This is a genomic window from Flavobacterium aquidurense (genome assembly GCF_031458035.1).
Lineage (GTDB): Bacteria > Bacteroidota > Bacteroidia > Flavobacteriales > Flavobacteriaceae > Flavobacterium > Flavobacterium aquidurense_C.
The window spans coordinates 151,545-174,256 of sequence record NZ_JAVDXR010000001.1; the positions used below are offsets into that span (position 1 = coordinate 151,545).

The window sequence follows — 22,712 nt, forward strand, 5'->3', positions numbered from 1 at the left end:
CAACCTAATGAAATTATTGCGTTCTACCTTTTTGTTGCTGTTGCTTTTGTGTACTTCAAATAATTTTGCTCAGATTATACAAACTACTTTAGACCCTGATCAATTACCAAAACTGCCTACCAATTGGACCAAAAAAAACCAATTAGGTTTTGACATTTCAGAAATTGCTTTTGTAAATTGGAGTGCAGGGGGAACAAGCTCAGTTTCAGGCTTATTTAAGGGAGAATTTGGCAGAACTTACACCAAGGGTAATCATAAATGGGTAAACGAACTTTTTATAAAATATGGTTTAAACAAGCAGGACGGTAATGAGTTAAGAAAAACTGATGATGCTTTTCAGATCAACTCGACCTACGGATTTAGAAAAGATACAATCTCAAATTGGTATTATTCTGCCAAGTTTAACTTCAATACACAATTTTCAAACGGTTACAATTATCCGAATAAAGATATTGCAATCTCGAAACCTTTTGCCCCAGCTTATATCTTTTTAGGAGCCGGAGCTGAAAACTCAAATAAGAAAAAAAACAGAACATTTTACTTCTCTCCTATTACCTTAAAAACCACTTTAGTACTTGATGATTATTTAGCAAATCAAGGATCTTTCGGGGTTAAAAAAGCCATTTACGCGACCGATCCTCTTGATCCTACTCAGAAAATATTAATTGAAGAAGGGCAAAAAGTAAAAGCTGAATTTGGTATTCTCGCTACGGGATACATGAAAAGTGAGATTTACAAAAATATATTTTACGAAAACAGATTAAGTCTTTATACCGATTATCTGAACAAATTCGGAAACGTCGACGTTGATTATGATACCCGCTTAGACCTTGTTGTTAATGCTTATGTAAAAGCCAATATTGGACTTCACATAGTATATGACGACGATATCAAAACTAAAAAAGACGTTGTTGACCCTTCAACCGGCGCAACAACTCAGGTTAATGACGGCCCAAGAATGCAATTAAGACAAGTTTTGGGAGTTGGGCTGGTTTACGCTTTCCAATAATTAATTCTGCTTTCTGCCGTTAATTGTATCGAATAATTCCAACGCATTTCCATCTGTTAAAAGTGATACATAATGGCAAATGTGCAATAAACGCTCATATAAATTGGCTTTGTCCAAGTGATGCTTTTCCGGGAGCATTTTCAGAATTAACTTATCGTAGTTTGAAGCCGTTCCTTCATATTTATTATTGAAAGCGGTTATAAATTTATCCAGCAAGGTTTGAATAATTTGATAACCTACAATTTCTTTCTCGATGACTTCACGGCTTTGATAAATTTTTTCTACGCTTAAATTGATAATATCATTCATCTGAGCCTTGTATTTACTTTTATCGGTTAAAGCATATGGAAATTCTCCGGCCAAAATTGCTTCTTCATTTTCGATAAAAACATCAACAGCATCGTTTATCAAAGATCCGATTGCCAGTGCTCGCAAATAACTGATACGATCTTCTTTGGTTTCTAAAGTCTTGTATTTAGCAACTCCAATATTATCTTTTACGAGTTTTATCAGATATTCTAAAGCATAATCTTCAGAAACCAATCCTAAATTTATTCCGTCTTCAAAATCTATAATGGTGTAGCAAATATCATCAGCGGCTTCAACCAAATAAGCTAAAGGATGTCTTTCAAAACCAATGTCATCACCAGATTTATTGGCAATCATTCCCATATCTTTGGCTACTTCTTCAAAGAATACTTTATCTGTCTGAAAGAAACCGTACTTTTTATCTGAAATATTGTTTGTTGGCTTTTTAGGCAAACTTTCTTTCGGATATTTCATAAACGCTCCTAATGTCGCGTATGAAATTCTAAGTCCGCCTTCAATTCCCGGACGACTTGCCGTTAATACTGAAAATCCGTTGGCATTTCCTTCAAAATCAATTAAATCCTGCCATTGTTTTGCAGTCAGTTTATCTTTAAATTTTAATCCGTTTCCGATAGAAAAATATTCTCCAATTGCTTTTTCACCAGAATGTCCAAAAGGCGGATTCCCAATATCATGTGCCAAAGAAGCGGCTGCTACAATTGCACCAAAATCATTCATGTGATAGCCATGAACTTCTTTTAAATATGGATATTTTTCAATGATTTTTTTTCCAACCAAACGTCCTAAAGAACGTCCCACAACTGAAACTTCTAAACTGTGCGTTAATCTCGTATGCACAAAATCTGTTTTAGAAAGTGGAATAACCTGAGTTTTATCCTGCAAAGAGCGAAATGCAGCCGAAAAGATAATTCGGTCGTAATCTACCTCAAAACCTAATCGTGTATCGTCTTGTTCTACACGTAATCTTTTGCTAGTATCGCCTTGGCGTTTTAGTGATAAAAGTTGTTCCCAGTTCATTTCTTATTTTAAATTTGTGATTGTTGTCCCGAAGCCTCGGGATAGATTTACGATCTAAACGTCAAAAATACATTTTATTTTAGGATAATATTGAATAAAAATAGGCCACAGATTAATTTGATTTGAGTTTTATTCGCCACGAATTCACGAATTATTTTAAATACAATGATTTATAAAAATTCGTGAATTCGTGGCGGAAATTTAAACAATGAGTATATAAAAATCATTGCAGCGGCTCAGGAAATGAGAACTACCGTTGAAAACGCAATTCCAGAGTAACTTTATCTTAATTATATTTTTGTTTTTTAGTGCCAACAAAGTGGAGTCGAAATTCGTGTAGTTATGATGTTTCGACTGTGCTTAGGTTGGCATTTTTATTTTAAATGTTATTTATTTGAAAAATGTTCACTTTTAAGATAACTTTAAAATATAAGGTAGAAGATAACTATGAAAAACTACAAAAACATAAAATCTTTTGATGAGCTTATTGAGGCTGAACACGGAAAAATAGGCACTGAAGGAAGAAATCAATATGAAGAAAAGTCTCAAATGTTCATTATAAGCGAAATGTTAAAAGAAGCTCAAAAAGATGCCAATGTAACGCAGGAACAATTAGCAGACAAAACCGGAACAAAAAAAAGTTATATCTCAAAGCTTGAAAATGGAAAAGGCAATATTCAACTTTCAACTCTAATAAGAATTTTTGAAATTGGATTAAATAAAAAAAGTTGGATTGACTTTTTTATAAAAACAAAAAAAGCATCTGCCGTGGCAGATGCTTCTTCAAAATTGAAATATATTCTAAGACTAGAAATTTTTTGAAATTCCCACAGAAAATTGTTGTCCGAAAGAGAAATTGAAATTCTTAACGGTATCTCCGTTTCCGTTATCTCCATCAAAGTTTAAAGTATTGTATCCGATACCACCAATATTGAAGTTTAATCCAAATCCTTTATTAATATTGATAAAAATTGCCGGCGTAACTCCAACGTAAAAACCATCTCCCTCATTTGTAGCGGTAGTAAAACCGTTTTTAATTGTTGATTTAGTATTTTGGTAACCAACTCCCAAGTCTGCATAAGCTGAAAAAGTCTGGTTTAATGGTTTAGAATAACGTAAAAAACCTCCAAGTGAGAAATTATTTGTTTTATCCTCCATATTCCCAGCTTCATTTTTTGCAGTTCCAACTCCAGCTTCAAGACCAGCAGTCCAGTTTTCGTGAAATTGGTAACCTACTTTAGGTAAAAAAGCAAAAGAATTATACTTACTTTCTGTACCAGAGTTTGATACATTTTGAGAATTATACTCAATACTTCCCATAACTAAAATAGATCCTTTTTTTTGAGCATTTGCAAAGCTAACTACAGCTAATGCAAGAACAACTAACATTTTTTTCATAACTGATATTTAAAAATTTTAATAGTCCTTTAACAATAACAATGCCGTGAGAGTCCGCAAATTTTATTTTTTTATAAATTCTTTAAAAGACAAAATTTAGCAATCAATACTATTTCTGTTTACTTTTGTAGCAAATAAAAAGTCATGTCGATAGAAGTAAACAGCATATCAAAAAGTTACGGAACTCAAAAAGCGTTGAACGAAATTTCGTTCTCAATTCAAAAAGGAGAAATCGTTGGATTTCTTGGTCCAAACGGAGCAGGAAAATCTACTTTAATGAAAATATTGACTACTTATTTAATGGCCGATGAAGGCTCAGCCCTTGTAAATGGTCACGATGTCATGACAAACACCAAAGCCGTTCAACGTTCTATTGGTTATTTGCCAGAGCATAATCCGTTGTATTTGGACTTGTATGTTCGTGAGTATTTGGCTTTTAATGCCGATGTTTATCAGGTTTCAAAATCAAGAATCGAAGAAGTAATTCAACTGACAGGACTGTCAGCAGAAAGTCATAAAAAGATAAGTCAATTATCTAAAGGGTACCGTCAGCGTGTTGGACTTGCGAATGCATTACTACACAATCCTGATGTTTTAATTTTGGATGAACCAACTACTGGTCTGGATCCGAATCAGTTAATGGAAATTCGTAATGTGATTAAAAATGTTGGGAAAGACAAAACAGTTTTTCTTTCAACACACATTATGCAGGAAGTTGAAGCTATTTGTGATCGTGTCATTATTATTGACAAAGGACAAATTGTTGCAGACAAAAAATTAGATCATTTAGTTTCTGAAGATAAACAGCAAGTTATAGAAGTTGAGTTTGATTATCAGGTTGAAGAACAGCTTCTGGCTAAACTTGAAAATATTACTTCATACATAAACACCCATGATATGACGTGGGAATTGACTTTTGTAGCGGATAAAGATATGCGTCCTGTTATTTTTGATTTTGCCAATGCAAACGGATTAAAAACATTACAACTGAATCAGAAAAACAAAAATCTTGAAGCTGTTTTTAGAGAAATTACAAAATAATTCTTCACTTTCAAGTTTGAAGAACAATATTTTTTTTCAAGGTTTGTTATTGGAGCGTTGATTGTATCAAAATTACTTTTACCAAATCATTTCACAAAATAGTTATTGTCTTCAAACCAGTCTGCCAATCTTTGTGGCCAGGTTTTTAAGGAGTTTGTTTTTGCTCTTTTCCCCATGTTAAATGCATGCCCGCCTTTAGAATACAAATGCATCTCTACCGGAACATTTGCTTTTCGATAGCCGTTAAGCAATTCAATTATGGGAGCCGAGCAGCAAGAATCGTCGTTTGCCGCCAATAAAAAAGCAGGCGGTGCATCAGCCTTAATTTCTTTCGGAATAAACAACGGTCCGGGATAAATCAATATTTGAAAATTGGGTTGCGAATCAGTCTTATCAATTTCATCCGTAGTATTTTTCAAAACATTATTGGAATTATAAGCAATCAACGCGACTACTTCCCCACCTGCTGAAAATCCCATTGCGCCAATTCTGTTAGCGTCAATTTTAAATTCAGCTGCTCTGCTTCGTATTATTCGCATCGCTCTTTCAGCATCCTGCTTCACGTGGGTTTCCAGCTTGTAAGGTGAGTCTTTAGTTCTTGCTAAACGATATTTCAAAACAAAGGCAGTTATTCCAATGCTATTTAAATATACGGCAGCATCTTTTCCTTCTGAATTAAAAACCAGATTTTCATGTCCTCCTCCGGGGCAAATAAGTACCGCCATTCCGTTGGGTTTTTCCGGAAAATAAGCTGTTATTGACGGATTATGAATATTCCTTACCCACCAATCCTGAGCTTGTTCCGGTTCATTTTTACGGTTTTCGAAACCCGGAGCTCCATTTTCCCACAGGTAAATCTTAGTCTCATTCTCTTGTGAAAATCCCTGATGACAAAAAATGTAGAAAAATAGACAAAGACAAAATTTAATTCCTGGTTTCATTACTATTTCATTTAAAACTGATTTATAAATATACTATAAAGCATTTAATGTTTCTTTCATTTCAGCTATAACAATTTCAATATCAGTTTCATTTGTACGCCAATTTACAAAAGACGCCCTGATTCCTTTACGATTTTCATAAACTGTTGGCGTCATAAACACTTTTCCTTTATCATTTAAAAGCGTTAGAAACTCGCTTACTTTTTCCCGATTATGATTTCCTTTCAAAGTAAAACAAACATTATTCAGACGAATTGGGGCAAGCAATTCAAAACTACCTTCTTCGATAAGTTCATTCCCAAACTGTAAAGCCATTGCAACACTATTTTCAACAATGTCCTGAAAACCTTCTTTACCATACGCCAATAAAGAAAACCATACCGGTAATGCTCTTAAACGACGTGAGTTTTCCGGTAATACATTCAGATAATTAAAATTCTCTAACGGATTCCCTAAATAGGGTGCATTCGAATTCTGAAAAGTTTCTACTTGCAAACTTGTATGTTCTTTCTTGATCAAATAAAAAGCACTTTCGTAAGGCACATTCAGCCATTTATGACAATCAATTGTAATACTGTCTGCTCCTTCCCAGCCTTCAACAAAATGATTGAATTTATCTGAAACTGCAGCAAATCCGCCAAAGGCAGCATCAATATGCCACCAGAAATTGTACTTTTCTTTTAATTTTGAAATTGCCTGAAAATCATCAAAATCAGCCGTGTTTACAGTTCCAGCACTGGAAATTAAAACAAAAGGTTTTCCGTTTAAACTTTCAATATTTTTTTCTAAATCGGTAATATCGATGGCTTCGCGATTGCCTTCAATTGTTTTTAAAATTGTGTAATTATTACTTCCTATTCCTAGCATTGCCAACGATTTTACAGACGAAGAATGTGGGGTTGCAGTCAGAATATTTATGGTTTCTGAAATTCCATTTTTAGCAAAATCTTTTCCAAATTGCTTTCCAAACCATTGTCTCGCTACTCCTAAACAAGTGAAATTCGACATGGTTGCTCCGGTTACAAATCCACCCAAGAAAGAATTTGGCAAGTTTAATAATTGCAATAACAAATTAATTGTTTCAAATTCTATTAAGGCCGAAACTCCACCTTGTGCTTTTATAGCTTGCGTATTTTGATCGTAAACCGTAGCCAGCCAATCTCCTACAATTGAAGCCGGCGTTGAACCTCCAGTAACGAATCCCCAATATCTTGGACCTGAAGAACTAACCATTAAAGGCGCCAATCTTTCATTAAATTCTTCTAACGCAGCCAATGAACCCAAACCTAATTCGTTTAATGCTCTGTTCGTATCGATTGAATTTTTAGTAGACGTTGGAATATTATCGAGATTATTTAGAAAATCTATTCCATGTTGTTTTGTCTTATCAAGAATGTTTTCAAGATTATTTAAATCATTTTGCAGTATTGCATTCATTATAAATTAGTTTGATATAGTTGTAATAGTGTTTTACCATTTGGTTTTTTCGGAAAAGCGCGAAATCACCATCGAACAAATTAAATCGCCATTTACATTTAATAAAGTAGCAATTGGGTCGACCAGAGTTCCTAAAATCATCGCCACGGGTAAAGCTTGTTCCATTGGGAAACCATAAACGGTTATGGCTAAAACTTCTCCAATATAACCTCCATTGGGTATTCCGCCTTCTACAATTGAGACGATTACGGTAATTCCTAAAGCCAAAAGTATTGTTGAAGGTTCTGTAAAATCTTTTCCAAACATGGCAAAAAGAACCGTTATTTTTAAAATAGAAGACATGCTCGATCCGTCTTTATGCAAAGGCGCTCCAAGTGGAATAACCAAATTGCGAACATGTTTTGGGATGTTCATCTTTTCGGCAGCTTCCAAATTTGCAGGAATCGTTGCAATACTACTACAAGTTCCCACTGCGGTTAAAGCAGGGGTAATATTGTTGCTCCAAAATACTTTAAAAGCTCTTTCTCCTCCGGCAATCAAAGCGTACAAACTAAAAAATACAAAAAAGTAAAAAGTACAAGCGCCGTAATATACTCCTAATGGTTTGGCATAAACACCAAATAATTGTGGCCCAAAAACACCAACCTGATAGGCGAAGTAAGCTCCTAAACCAATTGGCGCCAATTTCATAATCATATTCAAAAGCTGCTTCATAACTTCATTTCCTGAATCGAGAAAACTTCTGAAAGCAGTTCCTTTTTCTCCCGACTGCAAACTGGCAAATCCAATCAAAAAAGAAAAAATAATAAGTGCCAACATACTTTTTCTCGACAATAATTCGAAGAAATCATTTACGGTCAGCAGTTGCGCTATTTGATCTCCAATACTACCGGATTTTATATTTTCGATTGGAACTTTTGAAATGATAATTCCCTGATGAATCGGGAAAAAGTAAACTGCCAAAATCATTACGATTGCAGAAATCAGAACTGTTGTCAGAAAAACAATAATCATGATTACAAACAATTTTCCTAACTTTTCTGTACGTTCTAAATTGGCAATGGAAGAAGCAATTGTGAAAAATATGAGCGGAATAATAGCTGTAAAAAGTAAGTTAAGAAAAATATCCCCGAGCGGCTTTATAACTAACACATCTTTACCATAAAATAACCCTAAAATACTGCCAACTATAATTCCACCAAGAAGTAATAAAATACTGCTGTAGCTTTGCAGAAAATTGATTTTTTTAACCTCCATAATTTTTTAAAGTATTAGGATTTGCTGAAATAAAACTTGAAATGGAAACTTGAAATAAAAATCAATTAAATTACTCAAAAAAAGAGTTCGAAAATTATTTTTCTAAAACAATCGTAGTAAAATCCCGATCGACCAATTCGCCTGTTTTAGTTTTGACCTTTTCGGTTAAAGTTTCTTTGTTTAAGATTTTGAAAGCCGTTTTTTGAACTAATTGCTCTACTTTTTCGGTGCTGTAAAGTTCAAATTCAAATTTGGTAAAAGGCAATTGTTTCATGAAACCTTCTTGGGCAAAAGTGATGCAGAATAGGCCATTTGGTTTTAAAACCCTGTATATTTCTAAAAGCAATTTTTCAGGCTCCTGCCAGAAATAAATGGTATTTACCGTGAATATTTTGTCAAAAAAAGTATCTTGAAACGGAATTACATTTCCGTCATAAGGCGAAAAGAAAGCTTGTTTTTGAGAGACAAAATTTCTGTTGATTTGTCTTGCTTCCTGAAACATCAATTCAGACATTTCGAGTCCATAGTATTTCAGGTTTTCAGCTTGTTCAAATATAAATGCTACATGTCCTGCATTTCCGTGACCTATTTCTAAAATAGAATTGCCGGCTTTTATATTTAGATTTTGAACAGAATGACGCGTCATGTTGATGTTGGTTTCATTCATCATGTTCGCCATTTCTATCCCTTTTTCTCCTGTCGGATGTTTTAACTGAGCGGCGATTGCTTGTAATTCTTCTTTTTTCATAAAACTAAAATTAAATTCCAATTAAAAAATAACAAATTCCAATAGCTCCTCTAAGTCATTGCGAGGAACGAAGCAACCACACTAACAATAATCACAAAAGATATACAGCGTGAGATTGCTTCGTCCCTCGCAATGACATTAAAAAACCTGACTCGCGATCTGACGAATATTTTCAGATTTCCCCATTGAATAATAATGCAAAACTGGAACTCCAGCCGCTTTTAATTCAAGAGATTGCTGAATCGCCCATTCGATTCCGACTTGTTTGATTTCAGTATTATTTTTACATTTATCGACAGCATCAATTAAATCTTCAGGTAAATCGATTCTGAAAATCTGTGGTAAAATCTGTAAATGTCTTTGAACGGCAATTGGCTTAATTCCAGGAATAATCGGAATTGTGATACCTATTTCTCTTGCTTTTTTCACGAATTCAAAATATTTGCTATTGTCAAAAAACATTTGTGTAACGACATAATCAGCTCCAGCATCTACTTTTTCTTTCAGTCTCTTTAAATCTGATTGCAACGAAGGAGATTCTAAATGTTTCTCCGGATAACCTGCAACGCCAATACAAAAATCAGCTTTGTTGTCGATATCCATCACTTCGTGCAAATATTTTCCGCAGTTCAAATTGTTAATTTGTTTAACCAAATCTATAGCAAAATGATTGCCTCCTACTTTTGGCACAAAAGATTGCTCATCTTTCATGGCATCACCACGAAGTGCCATTACATTGTTGATTCCTAAATACTGGCAATCGACCAGCATGTATTCTGTTTCTTCCTGTGTAAAACCTCCGCAAAGCAAGTGAGGCACAGTGTCAACATTATATTTGTGTTTTATAGAAGCGCAAATTCCAAGCGTTCCCGGACGCATACGAGTCAATTTTTTGTCTAAAAGCCCGTTACCTTTATCAATATAAATATACTCTTCGCGCGAAGTCGTTACATCAATAAACGGCGGTTTAAACTCCATTAACGGATCGATATTATCATATAATTCCTGAATGCTTTTCCCTTTTTGAGGCGGAATAAGTTCAAATGAGAATAAGGTATTTCCTTTGGCGTTTTCTATATGTTCTGTTACTTTCATTACTTATTAGTTGATAGTTTTTGGTTGATGGTTGATCGTTTATTTGCAACTTGAAAATAGCAACCTCAACTATATTAATTTTTTATAGTAGTTAATAAACCCGTTTAATAACTTTTTGCAAGTTTGAATCTGTTCAAGCGCAAAATTAAAATTATTTTCATCAATATATTTTTGATCAAACGCCAAATAATATTGGGTTTCTAACTCATACAATGAACCCCTTGATATATGAAGAAAATGTATTGTATCTTTTGAGGTTTGTCTCCCGCAGCCTTCAGCTATATTTGAAGGTACTGAAATTGCTGCTCTTCTCATTTGATTAGTTAATCCAAATAATTCTTCTTTGGGAAACAATTTAGAAGAATCATATAATAAATTCACTAATTTTCGCGCTTCCAGCCAAACTCCTAATTTACTGTATTCCATTCTTTTGGTTGATAATTTTTGATTGTCAGTTGATAGTTATTGAGCTATTATCTAACAACCAAAAACTATCAACCATCAACTATATTTTAGTCTGCTATATTAGGGTTTAACCATTTTGCTGCGTAATCTGTTGGAACGTTGCGTCGTTTGGCGTAATCTACTACCTGATCTTCTTTTATTTTTCCGAGTCCGAAATACCTGCTTTTTGGGTTTCCGAAGTAATATCCGGAAACAGATGAAGCCGGCCACATCGCCATGCTTTCTGTCAAAGTCACTCCAATTTCTTCGGCCACATTTAAAAGTTTCCAAATCGTTGGTTTCTCCAGGTGATCAGGACAAGCAGGATAACCTGGCGCCGGACGAATTCCTTTATAATTTTCTTTAATCAATTCTTCGTTTGTTAAAGATTCTTCTACATCATAACCCCAGAAATCTTTACGAACTCTTTCGTGAAGATATTCGGCGAAAGCCTCAGCAAAACGATCGGCTAATGCTTTAACCATAATCGAATTGTAATCATCCAAATCCTTTTCAAATTCTGCTGCCCATTCATCAACACCAAAACCTGTCGTTACGCAAAAAGCTCCCATATAATCTTCTATTCCGCTCTCTTTTGGCAGAATAAAGTCAGACAATGCAATATTCGGCGCGCCTTTTGTTTTTTGTGATTGCTGACGAAGCGTTAAGAATTTCTCCAACACTTTTCCGTTTTCATCACGCAATTCGATATCGTCATCATCAACCTGATTTGCCGGGAAAATTCCGTAAATACCTTTTGCTTGTAGTTTTTTCTCAGCCAAAATTACTTTAAGCATCGCCTGAGCATCTGCAAAAAGAGAAGTTGCTTCTTTACCCACAACCTCATCCGTTAAAATTGCAGGATATTTTCCATGCAATTCCCAGGTTTGAAAAAATGGCGTCCAGTCGATATACGGAACCAAAACATCCAGATCAACCTCAACGGTTTGTTTTCCAATAAATTTTGGTTTTGTTGGAGTGTATTCGCTCCAGTCTAACTGCATTTTATTTTTACGCGCATCTTCAATACTCAAGAAGTTTTTATCTCTAGAACGATTTAAAAACGTTTCTCTAAAAGCATCATATTCTGCACGAATATCGCTTGCATATATTTTGCGGTTATGATCTAAAAGATTTCCTGCAACGGTCACGGCGCGCGAAGCATCGTTTACGTGAATTACAGTTTCTCTGTATTGCGGAGCGATTTTCACAGCGGTATGCGCGCGCGAAGTGGTTGCTCCACCAATCATAATCGGAATTTTAATGCCTTGTTTGTCTAATTCTTTGGCCAGATAAACCATTTCGTCAAGCGAAGGTGTGATCAATCCGCTTAAACCGATAATGTCAACATTATGCTCAATCGCAGCTGCAATAATTTTTTCCGGAGGCACCATAACACCAAGATCTACAATCTCATAGTTATTACAAGCCAAAACCACCGAAACAATATTTTTTCCAATATCGTGAACGTCGCCTTTTACGGTCGCCATCAATATTTTTCCGTTTCCTTGTTTGTCTCCGGCTTGTTTGCTTGCTTCAATATAAGGCAATAAATAAGCAACGGCTTTTTTCATTACACGTGCTGATTTTACCACCTGAGGCAAGAACATTTTTCCGCTTCCGAATAAATCTCCAACCACATTCATTCCCGTCATCAAATTGATTTCGATAACTTCAATTGGTTTAGTCGCAGCCAAACGCGCTTCTTCAACATCTTCTTCAATAAAAGCATCAACCCCTTTTACTAATGAATGCGTAATACGCTCCTGAACCGTTCCTAAACGCCATTCCTGAATCGCTTTTTCATCTGATTTTACATCGCCTTTTACGTTTTCTGCAAAATCTAAAAGTCGTTCTGTTGCATCGTCGCGTCTGTTTAAAATTACGTCTTCAACATGCTCTAATAAATCTTTTGGAATCTCATCGTAAATCGAAAGCATCTCCGGATTTACAATTCCCATTGTCATTCCGTTCTTGATCGCGTGGTACAAAAACACCGAGTGCATCGCTTCACGAACGGTATCATTTCCTCTAAAAGAAAACGAAACGTTACTCACACCACCGCTGATATGCGCGTGAGGCAAGTTTTCGCGAACCCATTTTGTACCTCTAAAAAAGTCCAAAGCATTTAAGCGATGTTCTTCCATTCCGGTTGCAACGGGGAAAATATTTAAATCGAAAATGATGTCCTGCGGAGGAAAACCAACTTTATTAACCAAAATATCGTACGAACGCTGACAAATTTCAACTCTTCGATCGTAATTATCTGCCTGACCCACTTCGTCAAAAGCCATGATAATAGCAGCAGCTCCGTAACGTTTGATTAATTTGGCGTGGTGAATAAAGGCTTCTTCACCTTCTTTCAACGAAATCGAATTTACAACGCTTTTTCCTTGTACTACTTTTAGACCCGCTTCGATGATTTCCCATTTCGAGCTGTCGATCATAATCGGCACTCTTGAAATATCCGGTTCTGATGCAATTAAATTCAGGAATTTTGTCATAGCCTGAACACCATCAAGCATTCCTTCATCCATATTAATATCGATGATTTGTGCTCCACCTTCAACTTGTTGTCTTGCAATATCAAGCGCCTCGTCATATTTCTCTTCCTTGATCAAGCGAAGGAATTTTCGTGAACCTGTTACATTCGTACGTTCCCCAACGTTTACAAAAACACTTTCGGGCGTAATAATCAATGGTTCTAATCCTGCTAATACAAGGTCTCTTCTTTTTTCTGCCATTTTTTTTAAGTTACTAAGGGCCTAAGGTGCTTAGGTTCTGAGTTTTTTAATTCTTTGTTTTATTTTCCTGCAAGGTTTTCAAAACCTTGTAGGTATATTTCGTTTTTAATAACCTTATTTTGGGCGTGACCCTCCGGGTCGGGCTATCCGTTACAAGTCCTCGACCAATTTCGTTATCACTGCATTGGTCTGCGGGCTTTTCACTTCTATCCCTCACGCGATATCGATTCCATAACATGTTTAATGTTTTATCACCCCCACTTAATAATATGTGTAATCCGATTTTGGCAACTCGCTTATTTCTTTCTTTTTGTACAAAATATTCCAAATCATATTACATAAATCTAGAAACGGCTTTGCTTTTTTTTCATTTAAGTCATTTGTGTAACCATCATTATAACTTACAAAACTCTTCTTGTTATTTGCATAAACCACAACTACTTTTTTAAATCTTGGGGTTTTAATTTCAATTATGCCGGTGGGCTTGAACTCGGTTGGCATCTTTAAAAAATTGACTTTCTTAATATATGTGTATATCTTTTCTTTTTCTTCTTTTGTCAATTCAACCTTAATTATCTTCTCTCCATCACTATAATTCCTATAAAAACTATTATACTGAGAGTTATAAGCATCATTTCCTCCATCATCAATTGTAAAATAAAAATCAGTTGGCACTTCCTGTTTAGTTGCTATTGTTTCTTTTTTATCATTGAAACCAAATAAACAGAAGGAGAAAAATATGAACGATATTATTTTCAATATTTTCATTTAAAAAAATCTTATTTAAGCCAATACCGGTGCCACACGTGGCTTATAATCCTTCGCAACTTCAGCAATTAATCGAATATGATCCGGAGTTGTTCCGCAACATCCACCAATGATGTTGATTAAATTATCATCAAGATATTCTTTGATCAATGCCTGCATTTCTTCCGGTGTTTCGTCGTATTGTCCGAATGCGTTTGGTAAACCTGCATTTGGATGCGCCGAAATATTAAACTGTGTATGCTGTGATAATGTTTTTAAATATGGTTTCAATAAATCGGCTCCCAAAGCGCAATTGAATCCTACGCTTAATAATGGAATATGTGAAACTGAAATCAAAAACGCTTCAACTGTTTGCCCTGAAAGTGTTCTTCCTGAAGCATCGGTAATCGTTCCTGAAACCATGATTGGAATATCAAGATTACGTTCATCTTTTACTTCTTCGATGGCAAAAAGTGCTGCTTTAGCATTTAATGTATCGAAAATCGTTTCCACTAAAAGTAAATCGCAACCTCCATCCATTAGCGCTTCTACTTGTTGTTTGTACGCAATACGCAAATCATCAAATGTTACGGCTCTATAACCAGGATCGTTTACGTCTGGCGACATACTTGCGGTTCTGTTTGTTGGTCCGATGGAGCCGGCCACAAAACGTGGCTTGTCTGGATTTTTGGCTGTAAATTCATCGGCTACTTCACGGGCAATTTTAGCCGATTCGTAGTTCAATTCGTAAACCAAATCTTCCAGGAAATAGTCGGCCATACCGATCGTAGTTCCTGAAAAAGTATTGGTTTCTACGATGTCTGCGCCGGCTTCAAAATAAGCGGCATGAACATCGCGGATCGCTTGTGGTTGTGTTATGGATAGTAAATCGTTGTTTCCTTTTAACGGATGCGGAAAATCCTTGAAACGCTCTCCTCTGAAATCTTCTTCTGAGAAATTATAGCGCTGCAGCATTGTTCCCATTGCTCCATCAAGGATTAGGATATTTTTTTTAATTGCTTCCTGAATTGTTATTGCCATTTTTTTTATCTTTTAGCTGCTAAGGTGCTGAGGCACTAAGATGCTAAGTTTTTATTCTATTATTTGAAACATACGTAACAGGTTTTTGAAACCTGTTACGATACGCGTTTTGATTCACATTGATGCCAAGAATTCACTATTGCCGGCTAATTAGCCCCGATGGGAGCAAATATCCTTTTATTCTGGGGTTCAGAATAAAAGATATTGTGGACAGCGGGAACGATGATGGCAAAAATGCGCCAATAATTCGCTCATTAAACTGTAAATTCAGTAAAATAATATTGTAAGGTTGTCAGGAAAAGTTGAGGAAATACTTTATGTATTTGTGTTATCTATCTTTAATACTATGAATTAGTGTAAAGTAGAATTTAGCACCTTCTTTATGATAAAGGGTTGCTAAGGTTTCATCGGGTCTATCCCTCCGCCTTTCGTGATAACTTTCAATAAATTTAGGAACGGTGCAAAGGTATGAAATAGCCTCACGACTTGCAAGTTTTTTTTTTTGAAGGTTCTGAGGGGCTATCCCGAAGCCTCGGGACTGAGGTTCTAAGGTTAAATAAGCTAATGTTTAGGTCTTTGCTTTGTTCCTCTAAAGTTGATTATTTCAACAATTTTAGACTCTTTATTTAATTTGTAAACTAAATAATTATTTTTATCTACAATTGCTTTATATAAAGATTCGCTTTTTTTAGATTTTGGAAATTGTTCCGGATTAAGATTAATTTGATTGATAACCTGTTGGATTTTATTTTCTAAGTTTAAAATTTCTTTTGCCGTCCATTTCGCTTCTAAATAATCAATAACCTTATTAAAACCTTTGAAAGCTTGTGAAGTCCAAATAAATTTTAATGCCATTTTGAAAATCTTTTCATAACATCTTCATGACTTGTAAACTCGCCTTTTTCAGCCTGATCTAATCCTATTTGAATTTCAGTTTGTTCAGATTCTGATAATTCATCAAACCAATCGCTTTGATTTGCTTTCAAAACCAATTCCAATTTTTCTAAAACGCTCTCATCATCGACCTTAACCAATTCTTGAATAAACTGATATTTTCTAGCTTCTAAATTCATGATAATCAAAATTTATATAGCGCAAAGATACGTTTTTTTTAGGTTCTGAGATGCTATCCCGAAGTTTCGGGACTAAGTGACTAAGCTTAAAAAAAGCCCAAACTTGATTACAAGTTTGAGCTTTCCTTATATAAAAAATCTTAGTGCCTTAGCATCTTAGAACCTTAGTATCTTAGAATAGCAACTTAGACAATCGCTTTCACAACTGCCTTCGGTGCTTCTTTACGAGTTCCGTCGAAACCGTCTACTCCTGAAACTGTTGTATATTTCAATACATATTTTTTACCTGGATTGATAATTTGGTATGCGGCCTGGCACATTAAAGTTGCTTCGTGGAAACCACAAAGAATTAATTTTAATTTTCCTGGGTACGTGTTTACGTCTCCAATGGCAAAGATTCCCGGAATATTCGTTTGATAATCTAATGCATTGTTTACTTTGATCGCATTTTTCTCGATATCTAATCCCCAGTCTGCAATTGGACCTAATTTTGGAGTCAATCCGAAAAGTGGAATGAAGAAATCTGTTTCGATTTTACGGTGTGCTCCGTTTTCTTCGATATCTAACGATTCAACGTGCTCAGCACCATTGATTCCGATTACTTCTGCAGGTGTAATTAATTTAATTTTTCCAGACGTTTTTAATTCCTGTACTTTTTCTACAGAATCAAGAGCTCCTCTAAATTCATTTCTTCTGTGAATTAAAGTTACTTCTGAAGCTACATTCGCCAAGAAGATACTCCAGTCTAACGCTGAATCTCCACCTCCTGCAATTACAACTCTTTTGTCTCTGAATTTCTCCGGATTTTTGATGAAGTATTTTACTCCTTTATCTTCGTAAAACTCGATATCTTCAATAAGGGGCTTGCGTGGCTCAAAACTTCCTAAACCTCCTGCGATAGCGATAACTGGCGCATGAAATTTAGTTCCTTTATTTGAGGTTACGATGAAAGTACCGTCTTCTTGTTTTTCGATTGTCTCAGCTCTTTCTCCTAATGTATAACCTGGCTCGAACTGCTTAATTTGCTCTTGTAAGTTATCAATTAAATCTCCTGCTAAAACTTCTGGAAAACCCGGGATGTCATAAATAGGTTTCTTTGGATACAATTCTGAAAGTTGTCCTCCTGCTTGTGGTAAAGCATCTAAAATATGACATTTTAATTTCAATAATCCTGCCTCGAAAACGGCAAATAAACCTGTTGGGCCTGCTCCTATTATAAGTATATCTGTTTTAATCATTATGTTGTTGTTTATAATCATTCTTAATAATACAAAGAAACGAATAATTTGCTCTTTATTCAATGATTTTTATCATTCATTTCTTTGGGAAATTTTTCATCGGGTTAATCCCGAAGCTTCGGCCCGACGCTACAATATGAATCGTTCCTCCGCTATCATCGGGTTAAAACCCGACGCTACAATATGAATCGTCCCTCCGGGACTCTTGTTATTCTTTATTCTTTACTCTTTATTCTTTGCTCTTTATTCTTTATTCTTTAATGAATTAGTTATTTCATTCATTCTTTTAACCTTTTCTTCAAAATCACCTTTCAATGTCTTTCGGTATTCGTTTAGATTTTCTACCATTTGGTTGATGTCTTCCGGAATTACTTCTTCGAAAAACTCGCGCAATCTTTTAGCGGTTGTTGGCGATTTTCCGTTGGTCGAAATGGCGATTTTTACATTCCCTTTTGTTACGATTCCGCCTAAATAATAATCACATAAATCGGGCGTATCGGCAATATTGCAAATCAAATAACGCTTTCGGGATAAATCGTAGACCTTTTTATTGACTTTTAAATCATCGGTACAAGCGATTACCATGTGGCACTTTTTGAGCATTTTCTTTTTGAACTTCGATTCCGTCAATTTAATTGAAGGATGATTTTCGGCTAAAACTTTAATTTCTAAATGAAAGTCGGGCGCTACGACCTCAACATTTGCATTTGGACTTGACTTTAGCAAAAAAGAAAGCTTCTCTAATCCGACATTTCCTCCACCCACAATCAACACATTCAGATTGTGAAGCTTTAGGAATATGGGATATAATTCATTCTGTTCCATTTTAATTTATTTTCAACTAATCAAAATTAGATGATTTATTTTTAACAGCATCTAAAATCCAACGTTTGCTTTGAGACATCGGGTTAAAACCCGACGCTACAATATTGTTCGTCCCTCCGGGACTTTATCGAACGATTTCTTTCGACAAAAATTCTTCGTAAAAGCCTTTTAATTTATTGCTTTCTCTTACGACTTCGCCGAGGACGATAATCGCTGGCGAACTCAGTTGCTTCTCTTTTACAATTGCTAAAATCGAATTTACGGTTCCAACTCCTACTTTTTCTTCGGAAGTTGTGCCGTTTTGAATGATCGCTACGGGTAAATCTCCTTTGGATTCTTTTTGAAACAAATCGATAATTTGAGGCAATTTGTGCATTCCCATCAAAATCACGACTGTTGCAGATGACTGTGCGGCCAAGGCTACATCTGAAGATAATTTTCTGTCAGAAGTTGTGCCTGTAATCGCCCAGAAACTTTCTGATACACCTCTTTTTGTAATCGAAATTCCCAGACTTGCGGGAACTGCCACTACTGAAGAAATTCCAGGAACGACAACGGTCTCGATTCCGAAGCTTTCAATAAATTCTATTTCTTCGCTTCCACGCCCAAAAATAAACGGATCCCCGCCTTTTAAACGAACCACATTTCCGTAGGTCAGCGCGTTATCAACAATTAATTGATTGATCTGATCTTGCGTATAAGCGTGATTCCCAATTTTCTTCCCAACAAAAATTCTAATGGCATTTTTGGGTGCGTAAGCTAGTATTTCTTCATTGGCCAATGCATCATACAAAACCACATTCGCTTCAGCCAATGCTTTTGCGCCTTTCAGCGTAAGCAAATCCGGATCGCCAGGACCTGCACCGACTAAAGTTACTTTTGGTTTTATTGTATTAAGCATTTGCTAATTCTTGAGCTCTATATTTTTCAATGGTATCAAAAAATGCAATTCCTTCCTGAATGTATTGTTTTGCAAAAGCTTCTGAAGGCTCATTTTGATTGATTTGATACACTAATTCTTTGAATGATGTTGCCAATTCTATTTTACCAGTCACAATGAAAACATTATCAAACAAATCAACAATTCCTGCGTGATTGTTTGTTTTTTCGTTTTCTGAAAGTAATAAAGCTTTCGCTCCATTTACAAATCCTGCGTAAGCGTGGTAAATAGCATCAGACCATTTTCCTTCGTCGAATGATTCTTGCGCGAAAGTCAATTTGTCTTTAGCTTCTAATAACAAAGTCGCTACTAAATCGATCACAACTCCGGCACATTCTCCAACTCCAACTGCTTTTACGTAGTTATCGGCGTTACCCCAATCAACAAAATCAGCTTCTGTTAAATTGGTTACATCTGCGAAAGGTTTTAAAATTTCATAGAAATATTTCTCTCCTTTTTGATCATAATAGTTTAGGAATTTTTCTCCGTTTGCATTTTTGTCAAAATCATTTAAGATTGTACGCAAAGCATCCGGACCTCTTCTGCTTGGAATCTTAATTACTTTATCTGCAAAACGTCCTTCTCCGTTTCCTAATCTTCCTCCACCTAATAATACTTGTAATGCCGGAGCTACTAGTTTTCCAGAGTTGATTGACATCCCTTGAAAACCAATTGCTGACATATTGTGTTGTCCACAAGCATTCATACAACCAGAAATTTTAATTTCGATTTCGCGGTTGTTTAAGTATTGAGGATATTCAGCATTTATTACTCTTTCTAATTCTTCTGCAATACCGGTACTACTTGCAATCCCCAAGTTGCAAGTATCAGTACCAGGACATGCCGTAATATCTACAGTAGAATTATAACCTAAATGAACAAAGTCTAATTTGGCTAATTCCTGATAAAAGAATGGAAGATTCTCTTCTTTTACGTGACGTATTACAATATTTTGACGCAATGAAAAACGTAATTCATTTGCTGCGTAATTTTTAATTAAAGCGGCTAATAATCTGGCTTTATCAGTATAAAAATCTCCCAATAAAACTTTGATTCCAATTGCGTAATAACCTGCTTGTTTTTGAGCAATTACATTTGATTTTTTCCAGGCTTCATAAGCTGCAGTATCTTCAATTGTAACTTGCGGAACTTCTAATAAGGGCTCTGCAATTGGTCCGTCAAAAGCGGTTGTATCAATTTCGTAGGTTTCAAAAGCGATTGCTTTTTTCTCTTTTTCAACTAAATCAAGGAAAACATCTCTTCCCATTTCTTTGATTAAGAATTTCATACGCGCTTTCATTCTTTTGGCACGCTCGCCATATCTGTCAAAAATACGGATGATTCCTTCTGCTGTCGGGATGATCTCGTTTGCCGGTACAAATTCTGAAAGTAATTCAGCATGTGCTGGCTGAGATCCTAAACCTCCACCAAACATGATTTTGAAACCGCGTTGTCCGTCAACAATTTTTGGAATAAATCCTAAATCGTGTAAATAACTCAAAGCGGTATCTTCATCAGATGATGAGAACGAAATTTTGAATTTACGTCCCATTTCCTGACAAATCGGGTTTCTTAATAAATATTGAAATAAAGCGTGTGCGTAAGGCGAAACATCAAATGGTTCGTTTACATCTACACCTGCCAATTCGCTTCCTGTAATATTACGAACGGTGTTTCCACAAGCTTCACGCAAGGTAACATCGTCTTTAGCCAAATTTGCCCAAAGTTCCGGAGTTCTGTCTAAACTGACATAGTGAATCTGAATATCCTGACGCGTTGTAATGTGCAAACGTCCTGTAGAATATTCATCAGAAACTTTAGTAATACGTACTAATTGCTCGCTGGTTACTTTACCATAAGGCAATTTAATACGAATCATTTGAACACCTTCCTGACGTTGACCGTAAATTCCACGTGCTAAACGAAGACTACGAAAACGCTCATCATCAATTTTTCCTCCACGGAATAAATGAATCTTTTTTTCTAAATCGATAATCTCTTTTTGAACTATCGGATTTTCTATTTCTGTTCTAAAACTTTCCATTTCTCTTTAGTTGTTGGTTGTCAGTTGTTGGTTGTTGGTTTGCTGGCAGAATAACTATCAACCAAAAACCATCAACTATCAACTAGCGAATGAATCCTACTCCTGCTGTTGTGTTCGTTGCGGTATCAATTAAGATAAAAGCTCCGTTTGATTTATTTTCGTTATAGGCATCAAAATATAAAGGCTTGCTTAATTTGATGGTTACTTCGCCAATTTCGTTGATCGCCAATTGCGATGCTTCTTTGGTTCCTGAATAATCTGTTGAGATTGTATTTTTAATACTTTCTACTTTCGCTAAAACTGAGTTTGTGTTGTGTTGTACGATATATTTTGTACCTGCAACCAGTTTTTTACTGTCCATCCAACAGACAGTTGTTGTGATTTCTTTTTCAATTTTTGGAAGCTCTGATGATTTTACAATCATATCGCCTCTTGTAACATTGATATCATTTTCTAATTCGATTGTAATGGAAGAACCTGCAACGGCTTCATCAAATGTTTTATCGAAAAAGTGAATTTTTGATACTTTTGATTCTGTTAAAGAAGGTAGAACCGTAACAGCATCTCCAACTTTAATTGAATTTCCGTATAATTTTCCAGCGTAACCTCTAAAGTCATGATATTCTTCTGTTTTTGGACGAATAACGGTCTGAACCGGGAAACGTGCTTTTCCTGCTTCAAAAACATCTGAAGAATGCAATCCTTCTAAATGTTCCAATACAGTTTGACCTGTATACCAAGGCATATCTTTAGATTGATCCACTACGTTTCCACCGTTGATCGCGCTTAACGGAATGTAACTTACGTTTTGCTCTTTGAAAGTACTTTTAGCATTCAATGCCTGAAAATCGGCTTTGATTTTGTTGTAAACTTCTTCAGAATAATCAACTAAATCCATTTTATTAATCGCAACAATTACTTCTTTTACTCTCAATAAATTATTGATAAAAAAGTGACGGTATGTTTGCTCAATTACACCTTTTCTTGCATCAATTAAAATGATAGAAACCTGAGAAGTCGACGCTCCTGTAACCATGTTTCTTGTGTATTCTACGTGGCCCGGAGTATCTGCAATAATGTAACTTTTCTTTGCGGTCGAAAAATAAATATGCGCAACGTCAATTGTTATTCCTTGTTCTCTTTCTGCTACTAATCCGTCAGTTGCCAAAGAAAAATCAAGATAATCGTACCCTTTTTGTTTACTGCTTTTTTCGATTGCTTCAATTTTATCTGTGGTCAATGATTTTGTATCGTACAATAATCTTCCGATCAAAGTACTTTTCCCGTCATCTACACTTCCTGCTGTTGCTATTTTTAAAACTTCCATCTTAATATTTGTTTCA

The 22,712-nt window shown here is 35.5% G+C and carries 21 protein-coding genes and 1 riboswitch; of the genes, 3 read left to right on the plus strand and 18 right to left on the minus strand.

All coding sequences use genetic code 11. From position 1 onward, the window contains the following. Window positions 1-7 precede the first annotated feature (7 nt). Complete coding sequence (locus tag J2X17_RS00585; protein ID WP_310293700.1) at window positions 8-1,009, plus strand: DUF3078 domain-containing protein; 1,002 nt, start codon at window positions 8-10, stop codon at window positions 1,007-1,009. Here J2X17_RS00585 and J2X17_RS00590 read toward each other — a convergent pair whose 3' ends face one another. Beyond that, window positions 1,010-2,356: a deoxyguanosinetriphosphate triphosphohydrolase gene (locus J2X17_RS00590; protein WP_310293702.1), complete on the minus strand. Its 1,347-nt coding sequence runs from the start codon at window positions 2,354-2,356 to the stop codon at window positions 1,010-1,012. A 447-nt stretch (window positions 2,357-2,803) separates the two neighbouring features. Between J2X17_RS00590 and J2X17_RS00595 the strand changes: the two genes are divergently transcribed. After that, window positions 2,804-3,178: a helix-turn-helix domain-containing protein gene (locus J2X17_RS00595; RefSeq protein ID WP_310293704.1), complete on the plus strand. Its 375-nt coding sequence runs from the start codon at window positions 2,804-2,806 to the stop codon at window positions 3,176-3,178. Here J2X17_RS00595 and J2X17_RS00600 read toward each other — a convergent pair. Beyond that, window positions 3,164-3,754 (minus strand): outer membrane beta-barrel protein, encoded by a 591-nt coding sequence (locus J2X17_RS00600; RefSeq protein ID WP_310293705.1) that lies wholly within the window; start codon window positions 3,752-3,754, stop codon window positions 3,164-3,166. The genes J2X17_RS00595 and J2X17_RS00600 overlap by 15 nt on opposite strands. 144 nt (window positions 3,755-3,898) lie before the next feature. On the opposite strand from J2X17_RS00600, the gene gldA reads away from it, so the two are divergent. Then, window positions 3,899-4,795, plus strand: a complete 897-nt coding sequence (gene gldA, locus J2X17_RS00605; RefSeq protein WP_310293707.1) for a gliding motility-associated ABC transporter ATP-binding subunit GldA — start codon at window positions 3,899-3,901, stop codon at window positions 4,793-4,795. A gap of 86 nt (window positions 4,796-4,881) precedes the next feature. Here gldA and J2X17_RS00610 read toward each other — a convergent pair whose 3' ends face one another. The 16 genes from J2X17_RS00610 to J2X17_RS00685 all read right to left on the minus strand — a co-directional run bounded on the left by J2X17_RS00610 (window position 4,882) and on the right by J2X17_RS00685 (window position 22,696). Then, window positions 4,882-5,736, minus strand: a complete 855-nt coding sequence (locus J2X17_RS00610; protein ID WP_310293708.1) for an alpha/beta hydrolase — start codon at window positions 5,734-5,736, stop codon at window positions 4,882-4,884. Between the two features lie 33 nt (window positions 5,737-5,769). Then, on the minus strand, window positions 5,770-7,173 hold the full coding sequence (locus tag J2X17_RS00615) for a pyridoxal phosphate-dependent decarboxylase family protein (protein WP_310293711.1): 1,404 nt from the start codon (window positions 7,171-7,173) through the stop codon (window positions 5,770-5,772). Between the two features lie 33 nt (window positions 7,174-7,206). Next, window positions 7,207-8,430 carry a dicarboxylate/amino acid:cation symporter gene (locus J2X17_RS00620; protein WP_310293713.1) on the minus strand — a complete coding sequence of 408 codons (1,224 nt, stop codon included), beginning with the start codon at window positions 8,428-8,430 and terminating at the stop codon, window positions 7,207-7,209. 94 nt (window positions 8,431-8,524) lie between these two features. Next, window positions 8,525-9,178 carry a class I SAM-dependent methyltransferase gene (locus J2X17_RS00625; RefSeq protein WP_310293714.1) on the minus strand — a complete coding sequence of 218 codons (654 nt, stop codon included), beginning with the start codon at window positions 9,176-9,178 and terminating at the stop codon, window positions 8,525-8,527. A gap of 138 nt (window positions 9,179-9,316) precedes the next feature. After that, window positions 9,317-10,273, minus strand: a complete 957-nt coding sequence (gene metF, locus J2X17_RS00630) for a methylenetetrahydrofolate reductase [NAD(P)H] (protein WP_310293716.1) — start codon at window positions 10,271-10,273, stop codon at window positions 9,317-9,319. 69 nt (window positions 10,274-10,342) lie between these two features. Further along, window positions 10,343-10,699, minus strand: a complete 357-nt coding sequence (locus J2X17_RS00635; protein ID WP_310293718.1) for a four helix bundle protein — start codon at window positions 10,697-10,699, stop codon at window positions 10,343-10,345. Between the two features lie 86 nt (window positions 10,700-10,785). Continuing rightward, entirely contained in the window at window positions 10,786-13,461 is a 2,676-nt protein-coding gene (gene metH, locus J2X17_RS00640; protein ID WP_310293720.1) for a methionine synthase, read from the minus strand. Window positions 13,462-13,722: 261 nt separating this feature from the next. Next, window positions 13,723-14,229 (minus strand): hypothetical protein, encoded by a 507-nt coding sequence (locus tag J2X17_RS00645; RefSeq protein WP_310293721.1) that lies wholly within the window; start codon window positions 14,227-14,229, stop codon window positions 13,723-13,725. A gap of 15 nt (window positions 14,230-14,244) precedes the next feature. Continuing rightward, the gene (locus J2X17_RS00650) at window positions 14,245-15,249 is read right to left on the minus strand and encodes a homocysteine S-methyltransferase family protein (protein ID WP_310293722.1); all 1,005 of its coding nucleotides are present in this window, start codon (window positions 15,247-15,249) and stop codon (window positions 14,245-14,247) included. 325 nt (window positions 15,250-15,574) lie between these two features. Continuing rightward, window positions 15,575-15,689, minus strand: a riboswitch (SAM riboswitch). 121 nt (window positions 15,690-15,810) lie between these two features. Continuing rightward, window positions 15,811-16,104, minus strand: coding sequence for a type II toxin-antitoxin system RelE/ParE family toxin (locus J2X17_RS00655; protein WP_310293724.1), 294 nt, complete (start codon window positions 16,102-16,104; stop codon window positions 15,811-15,813). Continuing rightward, the gene (locus tag J2X17_RS00660) at window positions 16,095-16,322 is read right to left on the minus strand and encodes a hypothetical protein (protein ID WP_310293726.1); all 228 of its coding nucleotides are present in this window, start codon (window positions 16,320-16,322) and stop codon (window positions 16,095-16,097) included. Before J2X17_RS00660 ends, J2X17_RS00655 begins: the two co-directional genes overlap by 10 nt. 185 nt (window positions 16,323-16,507) lie before the next feature. Further along, complete coding sequence (locus J2X17_RS00665; RefSeq protein ID WP_310293729.1) at window positions 16,508-17,560, minus strand: NAD(P)/FAD-dependent oxidoreductase; 1,053 nt, start codon at window positions 17,558-17,560, stop codon at window positions 16,508-16,510. Between the two features lie 243 nt (window positions 17,561-17,803). Then, on the minus strand, window positions 17,804-18,385 hold the full coding sequence (locus J2X17_RS00670) for a precorrin-2 dehydrogenase/sirohydrochlorin ferrochelatase family protein (RefSeq protein WP_310293731.1): 582 nt from the start codon (window positions 18,383-18,385) through the stop codon (window positions 17,804-17,806). Window positions 18,386-18,509: 124 nt separating this feature from the next. Next, entirely contained in the window at window positions 18,510-19,286 is a 777-nt protein-coding gene (gene cobA, locus J2X17_RS00675; protein WP_310293733.1) for a uroporphyrinogen-III C-methyltransferase, read from the minus strand. Continuing rightward, complete coding sequence (locus tag J2X17_RS00680) at window positions 19,279-21,369, minus strand: HEPN domain-containing protein (protein ID WP_310293734.1); 2,091 nt, start codon at window positions 21,367-21,369, stop codon at window positions 19,279-19,281. Before J2X17_RS00680 ends, cobA begins: the two co-directional genes overlap by 8 nt. 82 nt (window positions 21,370-21,451) lie before the next feature. After that, window positions 21,452-22,696, minus strand: a complete 1,245-nt coding sequence (locus J2X17_RS00685; RefSeq protein WP_056207855.1) for a sulfate adenylyltransferase subunit 1 — start codon at window positions 22,694-22,696, stop codon at window positions 21,452-21,454. Between the last annotated feature and the right edge of the window lie 16 nt (window positions 22,697-22,712).